Annotated in this window: 16 protein-coding genes, 1 tRNA gene and 1 pseudogene; 11 read left to right on the top strand and 7 right to left on the bottom strand. The window is 70.1% G+C overall.

Annotated elements, in window-relative coordinates; genetic code table 11:
* Nucleotides 1-5: 5 nt before the first annotated feature.
* From I3F54_RS14570 to rpmH, 5 genes are read right to left on the bottom strand one after another with little or no spacing between them, the layout of a single operon-like run.
* On the bottom strand, nt 6-512 hold the full coding sequence (locus I3F54_RS14570) for a R3H domain-containing nucleic acid-binding protein (protein WP_240119161.1): 507 nt from the start codon (nt 510-512) through the stop codon (nt 6-8).
* A 15-nt stretch (nt 513-527) separates the two neighbouring features.
* Nucleotides 528-1,817 carry a membrane protein insertase YidC gene (gene yidC, locus I3F54_RS14565; protein ID WP_240119160.1) on the bottom strand — a complete coding sequence of 430 codons (1,290 nt, stop codon included), beginning with the start codon at nt 1,815-1,817 and terminating at the stop codon, nt 528-530.
* Between the two features lie 3 nt (nt 1,818-1,820).
* Nucleotides 1,821-2,174 carry a membrane protein insertion efficiency factor YidD gene (gene yidD, locus I3F54_RS14560; RefSeq protein WP_240119159.1) on the bottom strand — a complete coding sequence of 118 codons (354 nt, stop codon included), beginning with the start codon at nt 2,172-2,174 and terminating at the stop codon, nt 1,821-1,823.
* Complete coding sequence (gene rnpA / locus I3F54_RS14555) at nt 2,171-2,542, bottom strand: ribonuclease P protein component (protein WP_240119158.1); 372 nt, start codon at nt 2,540-2,542, stop codon at nt 2,171-2,173. The genes yidD and rnpA overlap by 4 nt, the downstream gene beginning before the upstream one ends.
* 21 nt (nt 2,543-2,563) lie before the next feature.
* Nucleotides 2,564-2,701, bottom strand: a complete 138-nt coding sequence (gene rpmH / locus I3F54_RS14550; RefSeq protein ID WP_003956500.1) for a 50S ribosomal protein L34 — start codon at nt 2,699-2,701, stop codon at nt 2,564-2,566.
* A 377-nt stretch (nt 2,702-3,078) separates the two neighbouring features.
* Here rpmH and dnaA point away from each other — a divergent pair, with 377 nt between their 5' ends.
* From dnaA to I3F54_RS14505, 9 genes are all read left to right on the top strand, one after another.
* Nucleotides 3,079-5,013: a chromosomal replication initiator protein DnaA gene (gene dnaA, locus I3F54_RS14545; protein ID WP_308373509.1), complete on the top strand. Its 1,935-nt coding sequence runs from the start codon at nt 3,079-3,081 to the stop codon at nt 5,011-5,013.
* A gap of 1,019 nt (nt 5,014-6,032) precedes the next feature.
* Nucleotides 6,033-7,163 carry a DNA polymerase III subunit beta gene (gene dnaN, locus I3F54_RS14540; RefSeq protein WP_240119157.1) on the top strand — a complete coding sequence of 377 codons (1,131 nt, stop codon included), beginning with the start codon at nt 6,033-6,035 and terminating at the stop codon, nt 7,161-7,163.
* 215 nt (nt 7,164-7,378) lie between these two features.
* On the top strand, nt 7,379-8,254 hold the full coding sequence (gene gnd, locus I3F54_RS14535) for a phosphogluconate dehydrogenase (NAD(+)-dependent, decarboxylating) (RefSeq protein ID WP_240119156.1): 876 nt from the start codon (nt 7,379-7,381) through the stop codon (nt 8,252-8,254).
* Between the two features lie 47 nt (nt 8,255-8,301).
* Complete coding sequence (gene recF / locus I3F54_RS14530) at nt 8,302-9,423, top strand: DNA replication/repair protein RecF (protein WP_240119155.1); 1,122 nt, start codon at nt 8,302-8,304, stop codon at nt 9,421-9,423.
* Nucleotides 9,420-9,953: a DUF721 domain-containing protein gene (locus tag I3F54_RS14525; RefSeq protein ID WP_240119154.1), complete on the top strand. Its 534-nt coding sequence runs from the start codon at nt 9,420-9,422 to the stop codon at nt 9,951-9,953. Before recF ends, I3F54_RS14525 begins: the two co-directional genes overlap by 4 nt.
* 361 nt (nt 9,954-10,314) lie before the next feature.
* On the top strand, nt 10,315-12,405 hold the full coding sequence (gene gyrB, locus I3F54_RS14520) for a DNA topoisomerase (ATP-hydrolyzing) subunit B (protein WP_308373508.1): 2,091 nt from the start codon (nt 10,315-10,317) through the stop codon (nt 12,403-12,405).
* A gap of 42 nt (nt 12,406-12,447) precedes the next feature.
* Nucleotides 12,448-15,039 carry a DNA gyrase subunit A gene (gyrA, locus tag I3F54_RS14515; RefSeq protein WP_240119153.1) on the top strand — a complete coding sequence of 864 codons (2,592 nt, stop codon included), beginning with the start codon at nt 12,448-12,450 and terminating at the stop codon, nt 15,037-15,039.
* An 18-nt stretch (nt 15,040-15,057) separates the two neighbouring features.
* Nucleotides 15,058-15,795 carry a DUF3566 domain-containing protein gene (locus I3F54_RS14510; protein ID WP_240119152.1) on the top strand — a complete coding sequence of 246 codons (738 nt, stop codon included), beginning with the start codon at nt 15,058-15,060 and terminating at the stop codon, nt 15,793-15,795.
* Between the two features lie 88 nt (nt 15,796-15,883).
* Nucleotides 15,884-15,960 (top strand) — tRNA-Ile (locus I3F54_RS14505).
* Nucleotides 15,961-16,449: 489 nt separating this feature from the next.
* Here I3F54_RS14505 and I3F54_RS14500 read toward each other — a convergent pair.
* Nucleotides 16,450-16,824 (bottom strand): DUF6344 domain-containing protein, encoded by a 375-nt coding sequence (locus I3F54_RS14500; protein ID WP_240119151.1) that lies wholly within the window; start codon nt 16,822-16,824, stop codon nt 16,450-16,452.
* 295 nt (nt 16,825-17,119) lie between these two features.
* On the opposite strand from I3F54_RS14500, the gene I3F54_RS14495 reads away from it, so the two are divergent.
* Nucleotides 17,120-17,248 carry a DLW-39 family protein gene (locus tag I3F54_RS14495; protein WP_003999697.1) on the top strand — a complete coding sequence of 43 codons (129 nt, stop codon included), beginning with the start codon at nt 17,120-17,122 and terminating at the stop codon, nt 17,246-17,248.
* Between the two features lie 86 nt (nt 17,249-17,334).
* A complete protein-coding gene (locus tag I3F54_RS14490) occupies nt 17,335-18,738 on the top strand; it encodes a hypothetical protein (protein ID WP_240119150.1) in 1,404 nt (467 codons plus the stop codon).
* Here the strand turns inward: I3F54_RS14490 and I3F54_RS14485 are convergent.
* A pseudogene (locus tag I3F54_RS14485) lies at nt 18,702-19,211 on the bottom strand (serine/threonine protein kinase); the annotation flags it as partial. The gene I3F54_RS14490 and the pseudogene I3F54_RS14485 overlap by 37 nt on opposite strands.

Below are 19,211 nucleotides of genomic sequence, written 5' to 3'. Positions count from 1 at the left end.
CCGAATCAGTTGGGCAGCACGACGACGAACCGCTGCGGTTCCTCGCCCTCGGACTCACTGCGCAGACCGGCCGCCTTGACCGCGTCGTGCACGACCTTCCGCTCGAACGGGGTCATCGGCTTGAGCTGCTTGGGCTCACCGCTGCTCTTGACCTCGGCCGCCGTCCTGGCGCCCAGCTCGGCCAGTTCGGCGCGCTTCGTGGCGCGGTACTCGGCGATGTCCAGCATCAGCCGGCTGCGGTCACCGGTCTCCCGGTGCACGGCCAGCCGCGTCAGCTCCTGCAGCGCCTCCAGCACCTCGCCGTCCCGGCCGACCAGCTTCTGCAGGTCACGGGTGCCCGTGTCGCTGATGATCGACACGGATGCCCGGTCGCCCTCGACGTCCATGTCGATGTCGCCGTCGAGGTCGGCGATGTCCAGCAGACCCTCAAGGTAGTCCGCCGCGATATCGCCCTCCTGCTCCAGGCGGGTCAGGGTGTCTGCACCCTCGGCGGAGGTGGTGCCTTCCGTCACGGGATGGGCTCCTTCTTACTTCTTGGACGGGGACTTGGGGCGCTGCGGACCACCCTTGCGCTGCCCGCTCTGGGCCTTGCTGCGGGTGCCGGAAGCAGGCTTCTCGGCCGTGCTGTCGGGCTGGGAGTCCTCCTGATCACCGGACTTACTCAGCGACGGCGAGGACGACGACGTGGCCGGCGAGGCCGCCGGCGACGGGGCCGACGAGGTCGACTGGCGCTGAGACTTCGTCTGGCGCTTGGGCTGCTGCCGCTTCGGGGTCGCGCTCGCGGTCGGCTGCGTCGTACCGTCCTCGGTCTGCGCGGCGGCCTTGGCGTCACTCATCACCACGGAACCGTCGGGCTGGGCCGCCAGGCCCGCCTTGTTCAGTCCGTTGATGAACTTGCGCTCGAACTCGTTACGGTCACGGCCCTTGGAGACGATGGCCTTGACGATGGCCTTCTCGCGACGGTTACGGGTCTTGCCGTGGTGCTCGACGTGCTTGGACAGGCGCTCCAGGTAGGCGGCCTGGGCCTTGGAACCCGGGGTCGGGTTGTTGTGGATCACGTACATCTGCTGGCCCATGGTCCACACGTTGGTGGTCAGCCAGTAGACGAGGACACCGACGGGGAAGTTGATGCCGAAGACGGCGAACATGACCGGGAAGACGTACATCAGCATCTTCTGCTGCTGCATGAACGGCGTCTTCACCGTGGTGTCGACGTTCTTCGTCATCAGCTGGCGCTGGGTGAAGAACTGCGACGCCGACATCAGGACGATCATGATGGCGGTGACGACCCGGACGTCGGTGAGCGAGGCGCCCAGCGCCTCGACCTTCTCCGGGCTGTCCATGAACTTCGCGGCGAGCGGGGCACCGAAGATGTGGGCCTGACGTGCGCTGGCCAGCAGGTCCTCGTTGATGACCCCGATGGTCTTGCCCGTCGCGATGCCGTTGAGCACGTGATACAGGGCGAAGAAGAACGGGGACTGCGCCAGGATGGGAAGGCACGAGGAGAGTGGGTTGGTACCCGTCTCCTTGTACAGCTTCATCATCTCTTCGGACTGACGCTGCCGGTCGTTCTTGTAGCGCTCCTGGATCTTCTTCATCTCCGGCTGGAGCGTCTGCATCGCGCGGGTCGCCTTGATCTGCTTCACGAAGAGCGGGATCAGGCAGATCCGGATCACGACCACCAGCGACACGATGGACAGACCCCAGGCCCATCCGGTGTCGGGCCCGAAGATCGCGCCGTACACCGAGTGGAACTGGACGATGACCCAGGAGACGGGCCAGGTGATGAAACTGAAGAGGCTGGCAATCGTGTCCACTAATCATGCTCCTTGGGCATGGGACGAGGTCTCTGCGGCCGGGCCCGTCGAGGTGTCCCCGTCGGGGCCCGGTTCGGCGGCGGAGGTCCCGCCCCTGCGTGCACGCCAGGCGTCACGCAGCATTTCGTGCCACCGCGGGCGCTTGCGCGGCGGAACATGGTCCACACCGCCCAGCGACCACGGATTGCACCGCAGAATGCGCCAGGCCGTGAGTGCCGTTCCCTTGATCGCTCCGTGTCGGTCGATCGCCGTGTAGCCGTAGTGGGAGCACGACGGGTAGTACTTGCAGACCGGCCCCAGCAGGGGACTGATCGTCCACTGGTACAGCTTGATCAGAGCCAGCAACGGATACTTCATCGCGTGCCCCCTCCCAGTAGCCGTTCGAGGGCGGCGTCCAGGTCCCGGGCCAGATGTGCATGGTCGGCGTCACCCGCACCGGGCAGCGCCCGTACCACTACCAGGCTACCGGGGGGAAGCTGAGCGATCCGGTCCCGCATCAGGTGACGCAGTCTGCGCTTCACCTTGTTGCGGACGACCGCACCGCCCACCGCCTTGCTCACGACGAAACCCGCACGCGTCGGAGGAGCGCTCTCCCCAGGCGCGTGCGGGTCCGTGGCACCGCTACGAAGGTGGACGACGAGGGACGGGCGGCCCGCCCGGCGTCCCCGTCGTACCGCGGTCGCGAAGTCCTCGCGCCGCCTCAGCCGGTTCTCGGTGGGCAGCACGACGTCATGACCTGATCGGGATCAGGCGGACAGACGGGCGCGACCCTTGCTGCGGCGGGACGCGAGAATCGCGCGGCCGGCACGGGTGCGCATACGCAGCCGGAAGCCGTGGGTCTTCGCGCGACGACGGTTGTTCGGCTGGAAGGTGCGCTTGCTCACTCGGGGGCTCCAGAAGAAATCGGGTGTTGGCGGGGTGCCGTCCTGGCTGTCACCGTGCGCCCACGATTAGTTCGCAGTCACGCCCCAGTGCACCGCTTTCCGATCACCTTGAACGCGATCTGTGCCCATCGGAGGCAGGCGGCAGCAGCCATCGACAACTCGACCTGGTTACGGTACGCGCGGCTACGCCATCCGGTCAAACCAGGGAGCACCAAGAGACACTATCCACAGGCTGGGGACAACAACTTGAACCGCACCCGCCGCGCTGACTACCGTGGCTGAACTCCGATTCGTTCCCTTGTCCCCGACCCACACCGATTCACATCCCGACCCGTCCCGGATCACACGATCGTGGGACCTGCGAGAGAGCGTGCCCTGTGGCTGACGTACCTGCCGATCTTGCCGCAGTGTGGCCGCACGTGCTGGAGCAGCTCCTCGGTGAGGGACGCGGCCAGGGTGTCGAGGCCAAGGACGAGCGCTGGCTCCGGCGCACCCAGCCGCTCGCGCTGGTCGCCGACACGGCCCTCCTCGCCGTACCGAACGAATTCGCGAAAGGCGTACTGGAGGGCAGGCTCGCCCCGATCGTCAGCGACACATTGAGCCGCGAGTGCGGGCGCCCGATCCGCATCGCGATCACCGTCGACGACTCCGTGGGAGAGCCCACGGCCCCCGCCCCGGCCCCGGCCCCGCCCGCGCCTCCGGCCCAGCAGCCGCAGCGCTACGACGAGCAGCCCGAACTGCCCGCGTACGACTCCCCGTACGAGGCTCCCTACGACGGGGGCTACGGCCGCCACCGCGCCGAGCACCTGCCGGGCCGCGGCGACGACCAGCTTCCGGGCCCCCGCCCCGACCAGCTGCCGACCGCCCGGCCGGCCTACCCCTCGGAGTACCAGCGCCCCGAGCCGGGCGCCTGGCCGCGTTCCGCGCAGGACGACTACGGCTGGCAGCAGCAGCGGCTCGGCTTTCCCGAGCGCGACCCGTACGCCTCACCGTCCTCGCAGGACTCCTACGGCCCCCAGGACTACCGCGCGCCGTCCATGGACCGGCCCGAGCGCCCGCCCTACGACCAGCGTGCCGACTACGACGCCCCGCGCGGCGAGTACGAGCACCCGCGCGGGGACTACGACCAGCGGGACGGCGGCCGGCGCGAGCTGCCCGAGCCGCCGCCCGGCTCCGGACACGTGCACCGCGGCGGTCCCGTCGGCCCGAACCTGCCGGCCACCGGCGCCCCCGGTCCGCTGGCGGCGCAGCCGGCGCCGGCGACCGGACCGGGCGAGCCGACCGCGCGGCTCAACCCGAAGTACCTCTTCGACACCTTCGTCATCGGCGCCTCGAACCGCTTCGCGCACGCTGCCGCGGTCGCCGTCGCGGAGGCGCCGGCGAAGGCCTACAACCCGCTGTTCATCTACGGGGAGTCCGGGCTCGGCAAGACGCACCTGCTGCACGCCATCGGGCACTACGCGCGCAGCCTCTACCCGGGCACGCGGGTGCGGTACGTGAGCTCGGAGGAGTTCACCAACGAGTTCATCAACTCCATCCGCGACGGCAAGGGCGACAGCTTCCGCAAGCGCTACCGCGAGATGGACATCCTGCTCGTCGACGACATCCAGTTCCTGGCGGACAAGGAGTCGACTCAGGAGGAGTTCTTCCACACCTTCAACACGCTCCACAACGCCAACAAGCAGATCGTGCTGTCCTCCGACCGGCCGCCCAAGCAGCTGGTCACGCTGGAGGACCGGTTGCGCAACCGCTTCGAGTGGGGGCTGATCACCGACGTGCAGCCGCCCGAGCTGGAGACGCGGATCGCGATCCTGCGCAAGAAGGCGGTGCAGGAGCAGCTGAACGCCCCACCGGAGGTGCTGGAGTTCATCGCCTCCCGCATCTCGCGCAACATCCGCGAGCTGGAGGGCGCGCTGATCCGGGTGACGGCGTTCGCGTCGCTCAACCGGCAGCCGGTGGACCTGGGCCTGACGGAGATCGTCCTGAAGGACCTGATCCCCGGTGGTGAGGACTCGGCGCCCGAGATCACGTCGACGGCCATCATGAGCGCCACGGCGGACTACTTCGGGCTGACGGTGGAGGACCTGTGCGGCACCTCGCGCGGCCGGGCCCTGGTCACCGCGCGGCAGATCGCCATGTATCTGTGCCGCGAGCTGACGGACCTGTCGCTGCCGAAGATCGGGGCGCTGTTCGGCGGGCGTGACCACACGACGGTCATGCACGCGGACCGCAAGATCCGGAACCTGATGGCCGAGCGGCGCTCCATCTACAACCAGGTGACCGAGCTGACCAACCGGATCAAGAACGGCTGACGCGGCTGCCCACGGCACCGCCAAGCACCCGCCCCCGTCTGTGCCGCCCACGGCACGGACGGCACACGCACGGCCGCGGAACGGGCCCGGGCAGGGCCGCCCGAGACCACGTGCGGCGCCGCCGGGCACGGCCGAGCACCACCACCCACGGCGACCGAAGGGCGCCTCCGGACGGGTTCCGGAGGCGCCCTTCGTCCTGCGGCGGCGCGGTGCCGCCGGCACACGCGTGCCCCTCGCTGTTCGAATAGCTGCGGGGTTACGGCTCTTCTCCACAGATTGGGGGACTTTCTTCCGTCCACAGACTGGGGACCGCGAAGTTCTCCAGATCACTGTCCACAGGGCGGCCACCCTGGAGACGTCCTGGCAGGTCAGCAGCATGTGGATTCGTGGACAAAAGATCTCCACAGCCTGTGGACAACGCGGCGGTCCACAAGCTGTGTACGAAGTTGTCCACGAGCAACTCACAGCTTCCCACCGGTTGTCCCCAGCGATCGGTGGCTTCTCCACATCTCTGTCCACTGTTCGGCAACCCGGCGCGGCTCCTCACCGGCCGGAGTGAAAGCCGTCACAACAAGGTGCCTGGTTGGGCTGTGGGAAAGCGGGGTAAAGCTGGGGACAGGTCTGGGGAGAACTGCCCTCGGCCTGTGCACGGGATGTGCAGAACTTTCCGTTCTCCACAGAGACACCCGGTTGTCCACTGCCTCCGCCCACAGGGCCAGTGGACAAAATTTCCGCGCTGAGCTGCGCAAACGTGGTTATCCACGGTTTCCACAGGCCCTACTACTACGAACGACTAGAGAGAGCCTGGAATCCGTTTCGAAGCGGGACCTGTGCACAACTCGCCCCGAGCTGCCCGACCGCCCCTCGTCACGACTTGACCCCGAGAGGCACCTACTGTCACTGCGGTGCGTCAGACTGTTCCCCGGTGTCCTTCCCCTCTCCGGGGCGGCTGACACCGGGACAGACGACGAAGGCGAAGCAGGGCGAGAAGCGCCGGCAACAGCAGGAGGCGGCTTACGGTGAAGATCCGGGTGGAACGCGACGTACTCGCGGAGGCAGTGGCCTGGGCGGCGCGCAGCCTCCCGGCCCGTCCACCGGCGCCTGTGCTCGCCGGCCTGCTGCTGAAGGCCGAGGACGGCCAGCTGAGCCTGTCCAGCTTCGACTACGAGGTCTCCGCCCGCGTGAGCGTCGACGCCGAGGTCGAGGAGGAGGGCACCGTCCTGGTCTCGGGCCGGCTGCTCGCGGACATCTCCCGCGCCCTGCCCAACCGGCCGGTGGAGATCTCCACGGACGGTGTACGGGCGACGGTGGTCTGCGGCTCCTCGCGCTTCACCCTCCACACGCTGCCCGTCGAGGAGTACCCGGCGCTGCCGCAGATGCCGAACGCGACGGGCACCGTGCCCGGCGAGGTCTTCTCCGCGGCGGTGCAGCAGGTCGCCATCGCCGCGGGCCGGGACGACACGCTGCCCGTGCTGACCGGTGTGCGCATCGAGATCGAGGGCGACACGGTCACGCTGGCCTCCACCGACCGCTACCGCTTCGCGGTCCGTGAGTTCCTGTGGAAGCCGGAGAACCCGGACGCCTCGGCGGTCGCCCTGGTGCCCGCCAAGACGCTGCTGGACACCGCGAAGTCGCTGGGCGCCGGTGACAGCGTCACGCTGGCGTTGTCGGGCTCGGGTGCGGGCGAGGGCCTGATCGGCTTCGAGGGCGCCGGGCGGAGGACGACGACCCGGCTGCTGGAGGGCGACCTCCCGAAGTACCGGACGCTGTTCCCGACGGAGTTCAACAGCGTGGCCACCATCGAGACCGCGCCGTTCGTGGAGGCCGTCAAGCGCGTGGCGCTGGTCGCCGAGCGCAACACCCCGGTGCGGCTCAGCTTCGAGCAGGGTGTGCTCATCCTGGAGGCCGGCTCCAGCGACGACGCACAGGCTGTGGAGCGGGTGGACGCGCAGCTGGAGGGCGACGACATCTCGATCGCCTTCAACCCGACGTTCCTGCTGGACGGTCTGAGCGCGATCGACTCCCCCGTGGCGCAGCTGTCGTTCACGACGTCGACCAAGCCCGCGCTGCTGTCCGGCAAGCCGGCGGTGGACGCCGAGGCGGACACGGCCTACAAGTACCTGATCATGCCGGTGCGGCTGAGCGGCTGAGCGGCTGAGCGGCTGAGGCTCCCGGTTGTTGTCCACAGGCCGGTGCACAACTGTCCCCGGCCTGTGGGAGAACCCGCAGGTGAGGGTGTACGTATGAGCGCGTATGCCCACAGCTGTGCGTGACCGTCCGGGTTTAGGCTCGGACAGGGGTACGAGGGTGCCCCAGGGGTGCGAGCGTGCCCCGCACGCCACACAGCGACCTAAGGAAACAACTGATGGAGCTCGGTCTCGTCGGCCTCGGCAAGATGGGCGGCAACATGCGCGAGCGGATCCGCCGCGCGGGCCACACCGTCGTCGGATACGACCGCAACCCGGACCTCGCCGACGTCCACAGCCTGGAGGAGCTTGTGGGCAAGCTCTCCGGCCCGCGTGCGGTGTGGGTGATGGTCCCGGCCGGCGAGGCCACCCAGTCCACGATCGACGAGCTGGCACGGTTGCTGGAGCCGGGTGACGTGGTCGTGGACGGCGGCAACTCCCGCTGGACGGACGACGAGAGGCACGCCCGGGAACTGGCGGCCAAGGGCATAGGTTTCGTCGACTGCGGTGTCTCCGGCGGCGTGTGGGGCCTGGAGAACGGCTACGCGCTGATGTACGGAGGCGGTGCGGACGACGTCGCCAAGGTGCAGCCGGTCTTCGACGCGCTCAAGCCGGAGGGTGACTTCGGGGCGGTGCACGCGGGCCGGGTCGGTGCGGGCCACTTCGCGAAGATGGTCCACAACGGCATCGAGTACGCGATGATGCAGGCCTACGCCGAGGGCTGGGAACTGCTGGAGAAGGCCGACTCCGTGGAGAACGTCCGCGAGGTCTTCCGCTCCTGGCAGGAGGGCACGGTCATCCGTTCCTGGCTGCTCGACCTCGCGGTGAACGCTCTCGACGAGGACGAGCACCTGGACGACCTGCGGGGTCATGCACAGGACTCCGGTGAGGGACGCTGGACCGTGGAGGCCGCCATCGACAACGCGGTTCCGCTTCCGGCGATCACGGCCTCGCTGTTCGCGCGGTTCGCCTCCCGCCAGGAGGACTCGCCCCAGATGAAGATGATCGCGGCGCTGCGCAACCAGTTCGGCGGCCACGCGGTCGAGAAGAAGTAACGATCCACGCAGTACCACCTGAACGCCGGGGAGGTCGGCGAACGACCATGCACGTGACGCACCTGTCGCTGGCCGACTTCCGCTCCTACGCCCGGGTCGAGGTCCCGCTGGACCCGGGCGTCACCGCTTTCGTCGGCCCCAACGGGCAGGGCAAGACGAACCTCGTCGAGGCCGTCGGCTATCTCGCCACCCTCGGCAGCCACCGGGTGGCCTCCGACGCGCCGCTGGTCCGCATGGGAGCCGACCGGGCCGTGATCCGTGCGCAGGTCCGGCAGGGCGAGCGGCGGCAACTGGTGGAGCTGGAGCTGAACCCGGGCAAGGCGAACCGGGCTCGTATCAACAGGTCGTCGCAGGTCAGGCCGCGTGACGTGCTGGGGATCGTGCGGACGGTCCTGTTCGCCCCGGAGGATCTCGCGCTGGTGAAGGGTGATCCGGGGGAGCGGCGCCGCTTCCTCGACGAGCTGATCACCGCGCGGTCGCCGCGCATGGCGGGGGTGCGTGCGGACTACGAGCGGGTGCTCAAGCAGCGCAACACCCTGCTGAAGAGTGCCGCGCTGGCCCGTCGGCACGGCGGGCGTGCCATGGACCTGTCGACCCTGGACGTGTGGGACCAGCACCTGGCGCGGGCGGGTGCCGAGCTGCTCGCGCAGCGGCTCGACCTGATCGCGGTGATCCAGCCGCTGGCCGACAAGGCGTACGAGCAGCTGGCGCCGGGCGGGGGTCCGGTCCAGCTGGAGTACAGGCCGTCGGCGCCGGGTGAGGCGGTGAGCCGTGAGGATCTGTACGCGCAGGTGATGGCGGCACTGGCGGACGTCCGCCGGCAGGAGATCGAGCGCGGGGTGACGCTGGTGGGGCCGCACCGCGACGACCTGGTGCTCAAGCTCGGCCGGCTCCCCGCGAAGGGGTACGCCTCGCACGGCGAGTCCTGGTCGTACGCCTTGGCGCTGCGGCTGGCCTCCTACGACCTGCTGCGTGCCGAGGGCAACGAGCCGGTGCTGGTCCTCGACGACGTCTTCGCCGAGCTGGACGCGCGGCGCCGGGAGCGGCTGGCGGAGCTGGTGGTGCCCGGCGAGCAGGTGCTGGTGACCGCCGCCGTCGGCGACGACGTGCCGCATGTGCTGAGCGGGGCGCGGTACGCGGTGTCGGACGGGGCGGTGGAGCGCGTATGAGCGGCGACGGGCCGGGCCGGGGCGAGGAGCGAGAGCCCTCGGGTGTCGATCTCGCGCGGGTGGCGCTGCGGGCGGCGAAGGAGGCGGCGCGTGCCCGGGGGGACGCGGTGCAGCAGAAGCGGCAGGCGCGGCGTGGTGGGCTGCGGTCGGGCGCGCGTGCGGACGGGCGGGACCCGATGGCGCTGGGGGCCGCGATCAACCGGCTGATCACCGAGCGGGGCTGGGAGGCGCCCGCGGCGGTGGGCGGGGTGATGGGCCGCTGGCCGCAGATCGTCGGGGAGGACGTGGCCAAGCACTGCGTGCCGGAGCGCTACGACGAGGACGAGCGGGTGCTGGTCGTGCGCTGCGATTCCACGGCGTGGGCGACGAACCTGCGTCTGCTGGCTCCGCAGCTGGTGGCGCGGCTGAACGAGGATCTGGGGCAGGGCCGGGTGCGCATGATCCGGGTGCAGGGCCCCGGTGGGCCGGCCCGCCGGTACGGTCCCCTGCGCGCTCCGGGCGGCCGTGGACCCGGTGACACGTACGGGTGAGCTACGTCATAGGCGGACCGGGTCCGGGGGGTCGCGCGCAGGGGCGGATCGGGGCGCGGCCCCGGACCTGACCCGGGAGTAGCAAAGGGTTGACAGCCCGAAGCTCTGAGTGCCGCTGTGAGCCTCTTGGAGCCCCCATCCGTATATCGGGAGTCGGGCGAGACCGGTTCAGGGCGGCACATGCGGACTCAGGGACCGGCAAACCCCCATCAGTGTCAGTGCTACCGGTAGAATGGAAGTCAATCCCGCCCCATCGTGGGGACCGCCCGGGAAACGCTGAGCAACGCTGAGCAACGCTGATCAAGGCTTACCAACGCAACATGCCGCAGCCGCTCCGGCAACCCGCCGACGAGCCCGGCTCGTGCTGTGCCAGAAAGGGCGCTTCGTGGCCGATTCCGGCAACCCCAACGAGAACTTCCCGTCCACCGACGAAGGCGCGACCGCCGCGGGCGACCTCCCCTCGAACAGCGAGGTCGCGGCGGCCTCGTACGACGCCAGCGCCATCACCGTCCTCGAGGGTCTGGACGCGGTCCGCAAGCGACCCGGTATGTACATCGGCTCGACCGGCGAGCGCGGTCTGCACCACCTGGTGTACGAGGTCGTCGACAACTCGGTCGACGAGGCGCTGGCCGGCTACGCGGACACCATCGACGTGACGATCCTTCCCGACGGCGGCGTGCGCGTCATCGACAACGGACGTGGCATCCCCGTGGGCATCGTGCCCTCCGAGGGCAAGCCGGCCGTCGAGGTCGTGCTGACCGTGCTGCACGCGGGCGGCAAGTTCGGCGGCGGCGGTTACGCGGTCTCCGGCGGTCTGCACGGCGTGGGCGTGTCCGTCGTGAACGCGCTGTCCTCGAAGGTCGCCGTCGAGATCAGGACCGACGGCCATCGCTGGACGCAGGACTACAAGCTGGGCGTCCCGACGGCCCCGCTCGACCAGCACGAGGAGACCGACGAGACCGGTACCTCGGTCACCTTCTGGGCCGACCCGGACATCTTCGAGACCACCGAGTACTCCTTCGAGACGCTGTCGCGGCGCTTCCAGGAGATGGCGTTCCTCAACAAGGGTCTGACGATCAGACTCACCGACGAGCGCGAGTCGGCGAAGGCGACCAGCGGCGCGGACGAGGCGGGCGCCGACGAGAAGGCCGAGGTCAAGACCGTCACGTACCACTACGAGGGCGGCATCGTCGACTTCGTGAAGTACCTCAACTCCCGCAAGGGAGAGGTCGTCCACCCCTCGGTGGTCGACCTGGAGGCCGAGGACAAGGACAAGAGCCTGTCCCTCGAGGTCGCGATGCAGTGGAACAGCGGCTACAGCGAGGGCGTGTACTCCTTCGCGAACATCATCCACACCCACGAGGGCGGTACGCACGAGGAGGGCTTCCGCGCGGCCCTCACGAGCCTGATCAACAAGTACGCGCGCGACAAGAAGCTGCTGCGCGAGAAGGACGACAACCTCACCGGTGACGACATCCGCGAGGGTCTGACGGCGATCATCTCGGTCAAGCTGAGCGAGCCGCAGTTCGAGGGCCAGACGAAGACCAAGCTGGGCAACACGGAGGCCAAGACCTTCGTGCAGAAGGCGGTCTACGAGCACCTCAACGACTGGCTGGACCGGAACCCGGTCGAGGCCGCGGACATCGTCCGCAAGGGCATCCAGGCGGCCACCGCGCGCGTGGCGGCCCGCAAGGCGCGCGACCTCACCCGCCGCAAGGGCCTGCTGGAGACGGCGTCCCTGCCGGGCAAGCTGTCGGACTGCCAGTCCAACGACCCGACCAAGTGCGAGATCTTCATCGTCGAGGGCGACTCCGCCGGCGGCTCGGCCAAGTCCGGCCGGAACCCGGAGTACCAGGCGATCCTCCCGATCCGCGGCAAGATCCTCAACGTCGAGAAGGCCAGGATCGACAAGATCCTGCAGAACCAGGAGATCCAGGCGCTGATCTCCGCCTTCGGCACCGGTGTGCACGAGGACTTCGACATCGACAAGCTCCGCTACCACAAGATCATCCTGATGGCGGACGCCGACGTCGACGGCCAGCACATCAACACCCTGCTGCTGACGTTCCTGTTCCGCTTCATGCGCCCGCTGGTCGAGGCCGGGCACGTGTTCCTCTCCCGTCCCCCGCTGTACAAGATCAAGTGGGGCAAGGACGACAGCGAGTACGCCTACTCCGACCGCGAGCGCGACGCGCTGCTGGAGATGGGGCGCCAGCGCGGCAAGCGGATCAGGGAGGACTCGATCCAGCGCTTCAAGGGACTCGGCGAGATGAACGCCGAGGAACTGCGCGTGACCACGATGGACCAGGAGCACCGTGTGCTCGGCCAGGTCACCCTGGACGACGCCGCCCAGGCCGACGACCTGTTCTCGGTCCTGATGGGCGAGGACGTCGAGGCACGCCGCCAGTTCATCCAGCGCAACGCCAAGGACGTCCGCTTCCTCGACATCTGAGTCGGTCTCAGCTGACCGAACCAGGAAGGATCTTCACCAGCAATGGCCGACGAGAACACTCCAGTCACCCCTGCCGAGGGCGCCGAGACCGCCATGCGCGTCGAGCCCGTCGGGCTCGAGACGGAGATGCAGCGCTCGTACCTCGACTACGCGATGTCCGTCATCGTCTCGCGTGCGCTGCCCGACGTGCGGGACGGCCTCAAGCCCGTCCACCGCCGCGTGCTGTACGCGATGTACGACGGCGGCTACCGCCCCGAGCGCGGCTTCTACAAGTGCGCCCGCGTCGTCGGCGACGTCATGGGTAACTACCACCCGCACGGCGACTCCTCCATCTACGACGCGCTGGTCCGTCTCGCCCAGCCGTGGGCTATGCGCATGCCGCTGGTCGACTCCAACGGCAACTTCGGCTCCCCGGGCAACGACCCGGCGGCGGCCATGCGCTACACCGAGTGCAAGATGGCGCCGCTGTCGATGGAGATGGTCCGCGACATCGACGAGGAGACCGTCGACTTCACGGACAACTACGACGGCCGCTCGCAGGAGCCGACCGTCCTGCCGTCCCGTTTCCCGAACCTGCTGATCAACGGCTCGGCCGGGATCGCGGTCGGCATGGCGACCAACATCCCGCCGCACAACCTGCGCGAGGTCGCGTCCGGCGCCCAGTGGTACCTGGAGAACCCGGAGGCCTCGCACGAGGAGCTCCTGGACGCGCTGATCGAGCGGATCAAGGGCCCGGACTTCCCCACCGGCGCGCTGGTGGTGGGCCGCAAGGGCATCGAGGAGGCCTACCGCACCGGCCGCGGCTCCATCACCATGCGCGCGGTGGTCGAGGTCGAGGAGATCCAGAACCGCCAGTGCCTGGTGGTCACCGAGCTGCCGTACCAGGTGAACCCGGACAACCTGGCGCAGAAGATCGCCGACCTGGTGAAGGACGGCAGGATCGGCGGCATCGCGGACGTCCGCGACGAGACGTCGTCGCGCACCGGTCAGCGCCTGGTGATCGTGCTGAAGCGGGACGCGGTCGCCAAGGTCGTCCTGAACAACCTGTACAAGCACACCGACCTGCAGACGAACTTCGGCGCCAACATGCTGGCGCTGGTCGACGGTGTGCCGCGCACCCTGTCGCTGGACGCGTTCATCCGCCACTGGGTGACGCACCAGATCGAGGTCGTCGTCCGCCGTACGCGCTTCCGGCTGCGCAAGGCCGAGGAGCGTGCCCACATCCTGCGCGGCCTGCTCAAGGCCCTGGACGCCATCGACGAGGTCATCGCGCTCATCCGGCGCAGTGAGACCGTCGAGGTCGCGCGCACCGGCCTGATGGGGCTCCTGGAGATCGACGAGATCCAGGCGAACGCCATCCTGGAGATGCAGCTGCGCCGCCTGGCCGCGCTGGAGCGGCAGAAGATCGTCCAGGAGCACGACGAGCTCCAGGCGAAGATCAACGAGTACAACCAGATCCTGGCCTCGCCGGTCCGCCAGCGCGGCATCGTCAGCGCGGAGCTGACCGCGATCGTCGAGAAGTACGGCGACGACCGCAAGACGATGCTGGTGCCCTACGACGGCGACATGTCCATCGAGGACCTGATCGCCGAGGAGGACATCGTCGTCACGGTCACCCGCGGCGGCTACGTCAAGCGCACCAAGACCGACGACTACCGGGCGCAGAAGCGCGGCGGCAAGGGCGTGCGGGGCACGAAGCTGAAGGAAGACGACATCGTCGACCACTTCTTCGTCTCCACGACCCACCACTGGCTGCTGTTCTTCACCAACAAGGGCCGGGTGTACCGGGCGAAGGCCTACGAGCTGCCGGACGCCGGCCGGGACGCGCGCGGCCAGCACGTGGCGAACCTGCTGGCCTTCCAGCCCGACGAGGCCATTGCCGAGATCCTCGCCATCCGGGACTACGAGGCGGCGCCGTACCTGGTCCTGGCGACCAAGGCGGGCCTGGTGAAGAAGACGCCGCTGAAGGACTACGACTCCCCCCGCTCGGGCGGTGTGATCGCCATCAACCTCCGGGAGCGGGAGGACGGTTCGGACGACGAGCTGATCGGGGCCGAGCTGGTCTCGGCCGACGACGATCTGCTGCTCATCAGCCGGAAGGCGCAGTCGATCAGGTTCACCGCGACGGACGACACGCTGCGGCCGATGGGGCGGGCGACGTCGGGTGTGAAGGGCATGAGTTTCCGTGAGGGAGACGAACTGCTCTCGATGAATGTCGTCCGACCCGGTACGTTCGTGTTCACCGCCACCGACGGTGGGTACGCGAAGCGGACCCGCGTCGACGAGTACCGCGTCCAGGGACGCGGCGGCCTCGGCATCAAGGCCGCCAAGATCGTGGAGGACCGCGGTTCACTGGTCGGCGCGCTGGTGGTCGAGGAGACCGACGAGATCCTCGCCATCACGCTCTCGGGCGGCGTGATTCGTACGCGAGTCAACGAGGTCAGGGAGACGGGCCGTGACACCATGGGCGTCCAACTGATCAACCTGGGCAAGCGCGATGCCGTGGTCGGCATCGCCCGAAACGCCGAGGCGGGGCGCGAGGCGGAGGAAGTCGACGGCGACGTGGCCGTGGACGAGACCGCCGAGGAGACCGCCGTCGGCACGGACGAGGGTGAGGCGCCCTCGGCCGAGTAGCACGAGGAGAGAGTCATCGTGAGCGGAGCCACGGGCGCCGGACCGACCGGTACCAGTACGGAGACGGGCGGCGGCGGCCGTGGCTCCGCCGCGTACGCGAGCGATCCGCACACCACCAATCTGAAAGCGGTGAAGCCGTCCGCGGCCGACTCGCCCGACATGCCTGGATCCCAGGGGGGACCTGTGACGGACACCCGAGGCCCGCAGACGCAGGCTGCGGGCGGGCCGGGTGCGTCACCGCTGCCGGGGGAACGGCAGTCGCAGCAGCCCGCGGGGCCGTACCACCCGCCGCAGGCCTACCCGACCGGCGCCCAGGCGGATGAGCCGAACGCCGCCCAGGGCGGCGCGGTCCGCCGGCCCCGCACCGGGGCCCGCACCATGCCCCGGGTCCGCAAGGCGCGGCTGCGCGTCGCCAAGGCCGACCCGTGGTCGGTGATGAAGGTCAGCTTCCTGCTCTCCATCGCGCTGGGCGTCTGCACGATCGTGGCGTCCGCGGTGCTGTGGATGGTCATGGACGCCATGGGGGTCTTCTCCACGGTCGGCGGCACGATCTCGGAGGCGACCGGCTCGAACGAGTCGAACGGCTTCGACCTGCAGGCGTTCCTGTCCCTCCCCCACGTCCTGATGTTCAGCACGATCATCGCGGTGATCGATGTCGTCCTCGCGACGGCCCTGGCGACCCTCGGCGCCTTCATCTACAACCTCTCCGCGGGCTTCGTGGGCGGCGTCGAGCTGACCCTCGCCGAGGACGAGTGAGGCCCCTCGGGTATCGATTTTGGGACTGCCGCGGTCGTGCGCTAATCTTCAGGGGTCAGCGCGCGGGACACACACCGCAGAGCGCGGCGGGGCTATAGCTCAGTTGGTTAGAGCGCATCCCTGATAAGGATGAGGCCACAGGTTCAAATCCTGTTAGCCCCACCAGCGAAAAGACCCCCGGTCCACAGGACCGGGGGTCTTTCGGCATCAACGCCTGGCACCAGCCCGTCGGGGCCGCGTCGGGAGGCGTGCAGGGGGCACCGTTCGCCGGCCGCCAGGTGAATCGTCGCCCTCCCGGACGTGGGGAGGCCGCCGTCCGGTCGGCCTGGGTCTCCACCGGCGCAGTCGGCGGGGTGAGGGAGAGCCGCGGGCTCAGGGTGTGGTGGGGGCGTTTCCCGCCCTCGGGGGAGACCGTGGTGCAGACGCGTACGAGATGCGTCATGTGGGCATGGCCGCGCCACCGCAGCAGGGCGGTCGGCCGTGGGGGTGGCATCAGCCAGCGGGTGGGGACGGCACCGGTTCGGGGCCGTCGGTGAGGTGAGGTGAGGTGAGGGGCACACGGCGACGGCCCGGCGCTCTGTCGAGCGGCCGGGCCGTTTTCCGCATGCAGGACTGCCGTACGCAAGTCGCCGTCCGTGTGTGTGGGTGCGCGCCTCAGCGCTGGAGAGGAAGCGCGGGCTCGGCTCCTCGGGCGAGCGTGTCGCAGGAGGCGTCGGAGGTGGTGTCGGTGGCCGTCTCGGAGGCCGTGTCGGTCAGGGGGTGGTGCCGGCAGTGGGGGGATGTGCCGTGGGCCTCGGCGCGGATGCGCTGCTTCATCGTGGGCGGCAGCGCCCGGGCGTGGGACCAGGGGGACTGTGTGGGGATCGTCACCTGTGGGCTCTCGGCGCCCTCGGGGTCGCTGTTGCGCGCCGGCTCGTTCCGGGTTACCGCAGCGGCGGCGGTCGCGGTGATCAGCCCGAGCGCCGTGCACAGCGCGAGGAAGGCGGTGACGATGACGGTCCACAGCGTCCTGACCTGGTTCCGGGACATGATTCCCTCACTTTCGGGTTGGGCGATTTGCGTACTTTCCTCATGATGTGTACGGAGGTCGCGAAGTGGGGGACCGACGCCCGTGGCGCGTCGATGTTCCCGGCAACACCACCCGGATGGCGGCACGGGCCCCGGACACGGGTGGAGCGGGCCTGCTCGGAGGGGCGGCGTCCGCTTCGAGTGCGGTGCACGGGGGGCCAGTTGGAGCCCGGATCCAGGTCACCGATCGATATCGGTCGGTGTGTATAGTCGGGCGCCAGAGGTCCCCTACGTCAAGGAAAGACGAGGTCGCGCGGTGAAGAAGCTTCTCCTGGTCGCACTGGCCGCCATCGGCGGGCTCCTCGTGTACCGCCAGATCCAGGCGGATCGCGCCGAGCAGGATCTGTGGACGGAGGCGACTGACTCCGTGCCCACGGGTTCGTGAGTCCCGACACCACAATCTGATACAGACCCCGACCGCCGCCGCGGTCGGGGTTTTGTGCAGCAGCGGTCGCGAGGGGGTGGCGCGTCATGGGGCGGCGTACGCCGAGGGCAACGATCCGCGGGGCCGTCGCCGCCGCCTTGTTCGGTGCGGTGGCCGCACTGCCCGGGCTCCCGGCCGCCGCGGCCGGCGCGGCGAGTGGCAGCGGCTACGCCTTCGACCCGGCCGACCGCAGCCTCACGGCCGCCGCCACCTCCGCCGACGCAGGCCTCCTCGAACCCGGCGCCGGCTACCGCTCCACCCTTCCGCCGAGCGGCAAGACCTACTACCGCCTCGACCTGGAGGCCGCGCCGACGGCGTACGTCGCCGTCACCGCCGTTCCCCCGGCGGGCTCCGACGTCGCCGTCACCGACGGTGTCCGGGTCGCCCTGCAGGACGCCGACAGCCACTACTGCTCCACCGACACCGCGAGCTTCGGCGCCGCCCGCAGCGCCCGGCCGATCACGGCGTGGGGCGTCCGGCAGGCCGACCATGGCCGGTCCGCCTGCCGGGGCGCGGGCACGTACTACGTCGTCGTCGAACGCCTGAGGACGTCGTCCTCGCCCGCCGCCGACGACACGTTCGACCTGGAACTCACCGCCGCCACCGAACCCGCCCTCCAGGAGCCCGGCCCGACGAGCGCGCCCGACGCCTGGAACTCCGCCTCGCCCGCGCCGCAGCCCGGTACCCCTCGTGCGCTCCGGGGCGGCGCCGGGTTCGCCACGGCGGCACCGATGGGGCAGGGCGTCTGGAGCGCTACCGCGATCCCCGGCCAGACCCTCTTCTACAAGGTGCCTCTCGACTGGGGCCAGCAGCTGTCGGCCACCGCCGAGCTGGGCAGCACGCGTCAGAACGGGTCCGGGCTCGTCGCCGGTGCGCTGGGGCTGTCCCTGTACAACCCCGTGCGCGGCCCTGTCGCGGACGCGACGGCGAACTACGGCGGCAGCCAGAAGTCGGCCGCCCTGGCCGCCCTCCCCCCGGTCGACTACCGCAACCGCTACGCCGTCCACGACACGGTCAGCGGCATGCGGTTCGCCGGCTCCTACTACCTGGCCGTGCACCTGTCGAGCCGGGTCGCCGAGCGATACGGCGACGGCCCGTTCGCGCTGACCCTGCGTGTACGGGTCGAGGGCGCACCGCGGCAGCCCGGGCCCGGGTACGCCGGAGGGTCCACTCCGAAGGACGTCTTCCGGGTCACCGACCGGGACCGGCAGGCCGCGGCCGCCGCCGGCAGCCTCACAGGCGGCCTGCCGACCGGCACGGCGGGCGCTGCGGGCGCGGCCGGTGACCCGGCGGCCGCAGGGGACGGTACGGCGATGAGGGCGCTAGCCGCCGGGGGGATCGGCACCGGAACCCTGCTGCTGGCCGTGCTCGGCGGCTGGGCGGTCGTGGCCCGCCGCAGGGCGTCCGCGTCGGCTCAGACCCGGGTCAGCGCCCAGAAGCCCACGGCGTAGCAGGCCAGCGCGAGCAGCAGCAGCGGCACCGCCACCCTGGCGGGTGGTCCCGCCCGCCGGCGCCGGGCCCGCGCGGAGCGGGACCCGTGCCGCGGTGCCCGTGTCCGCGGGGCGGACGCGGGGGTGTGCGCGGCCACGGGCCCGGGGACGGGCATGGTCACGGGCCCGGGGACGGGCATGGTCACGGGCCCGGGGGCCACGCCGGGGTCCCGGGCGGTGTACGACGCGGTCGGGGTGTCGACCGCATGGTGGCCGTACCGGGGCGGAGGCAGGGCGGAGGCGGACTCGCCCCCGGTCTCGGCCTCGGGAAGGCGAGCCGCGGCGGGGTGTCCGTAGGGCCACGCGGGGTGGTGCGGTGGGGGAGCGGGGGCCGGCGTCGGCGTGGGCGCCTGTGCCGGTCCTTGTGCCTGGGCGGTGGGCGGCGCGGGCGCCTGTGCCGGCGGCCGGGGCGGGGGCGCCGGCGGGGCGAGGGG

This window comes from Streptomyces sp. MUM 2J (genome assembly GCF_022414535.1).
Classification (GTDB): Bacteria; Actinomycetota; Actinomycetes; order Streptomycetales; family Streptomycetaceae; genus Streptomyces.
Note: the sequence above shows the minus strand (reverse complement) of the source record. Positions and strands in the feature narration are given on the sequence as shown.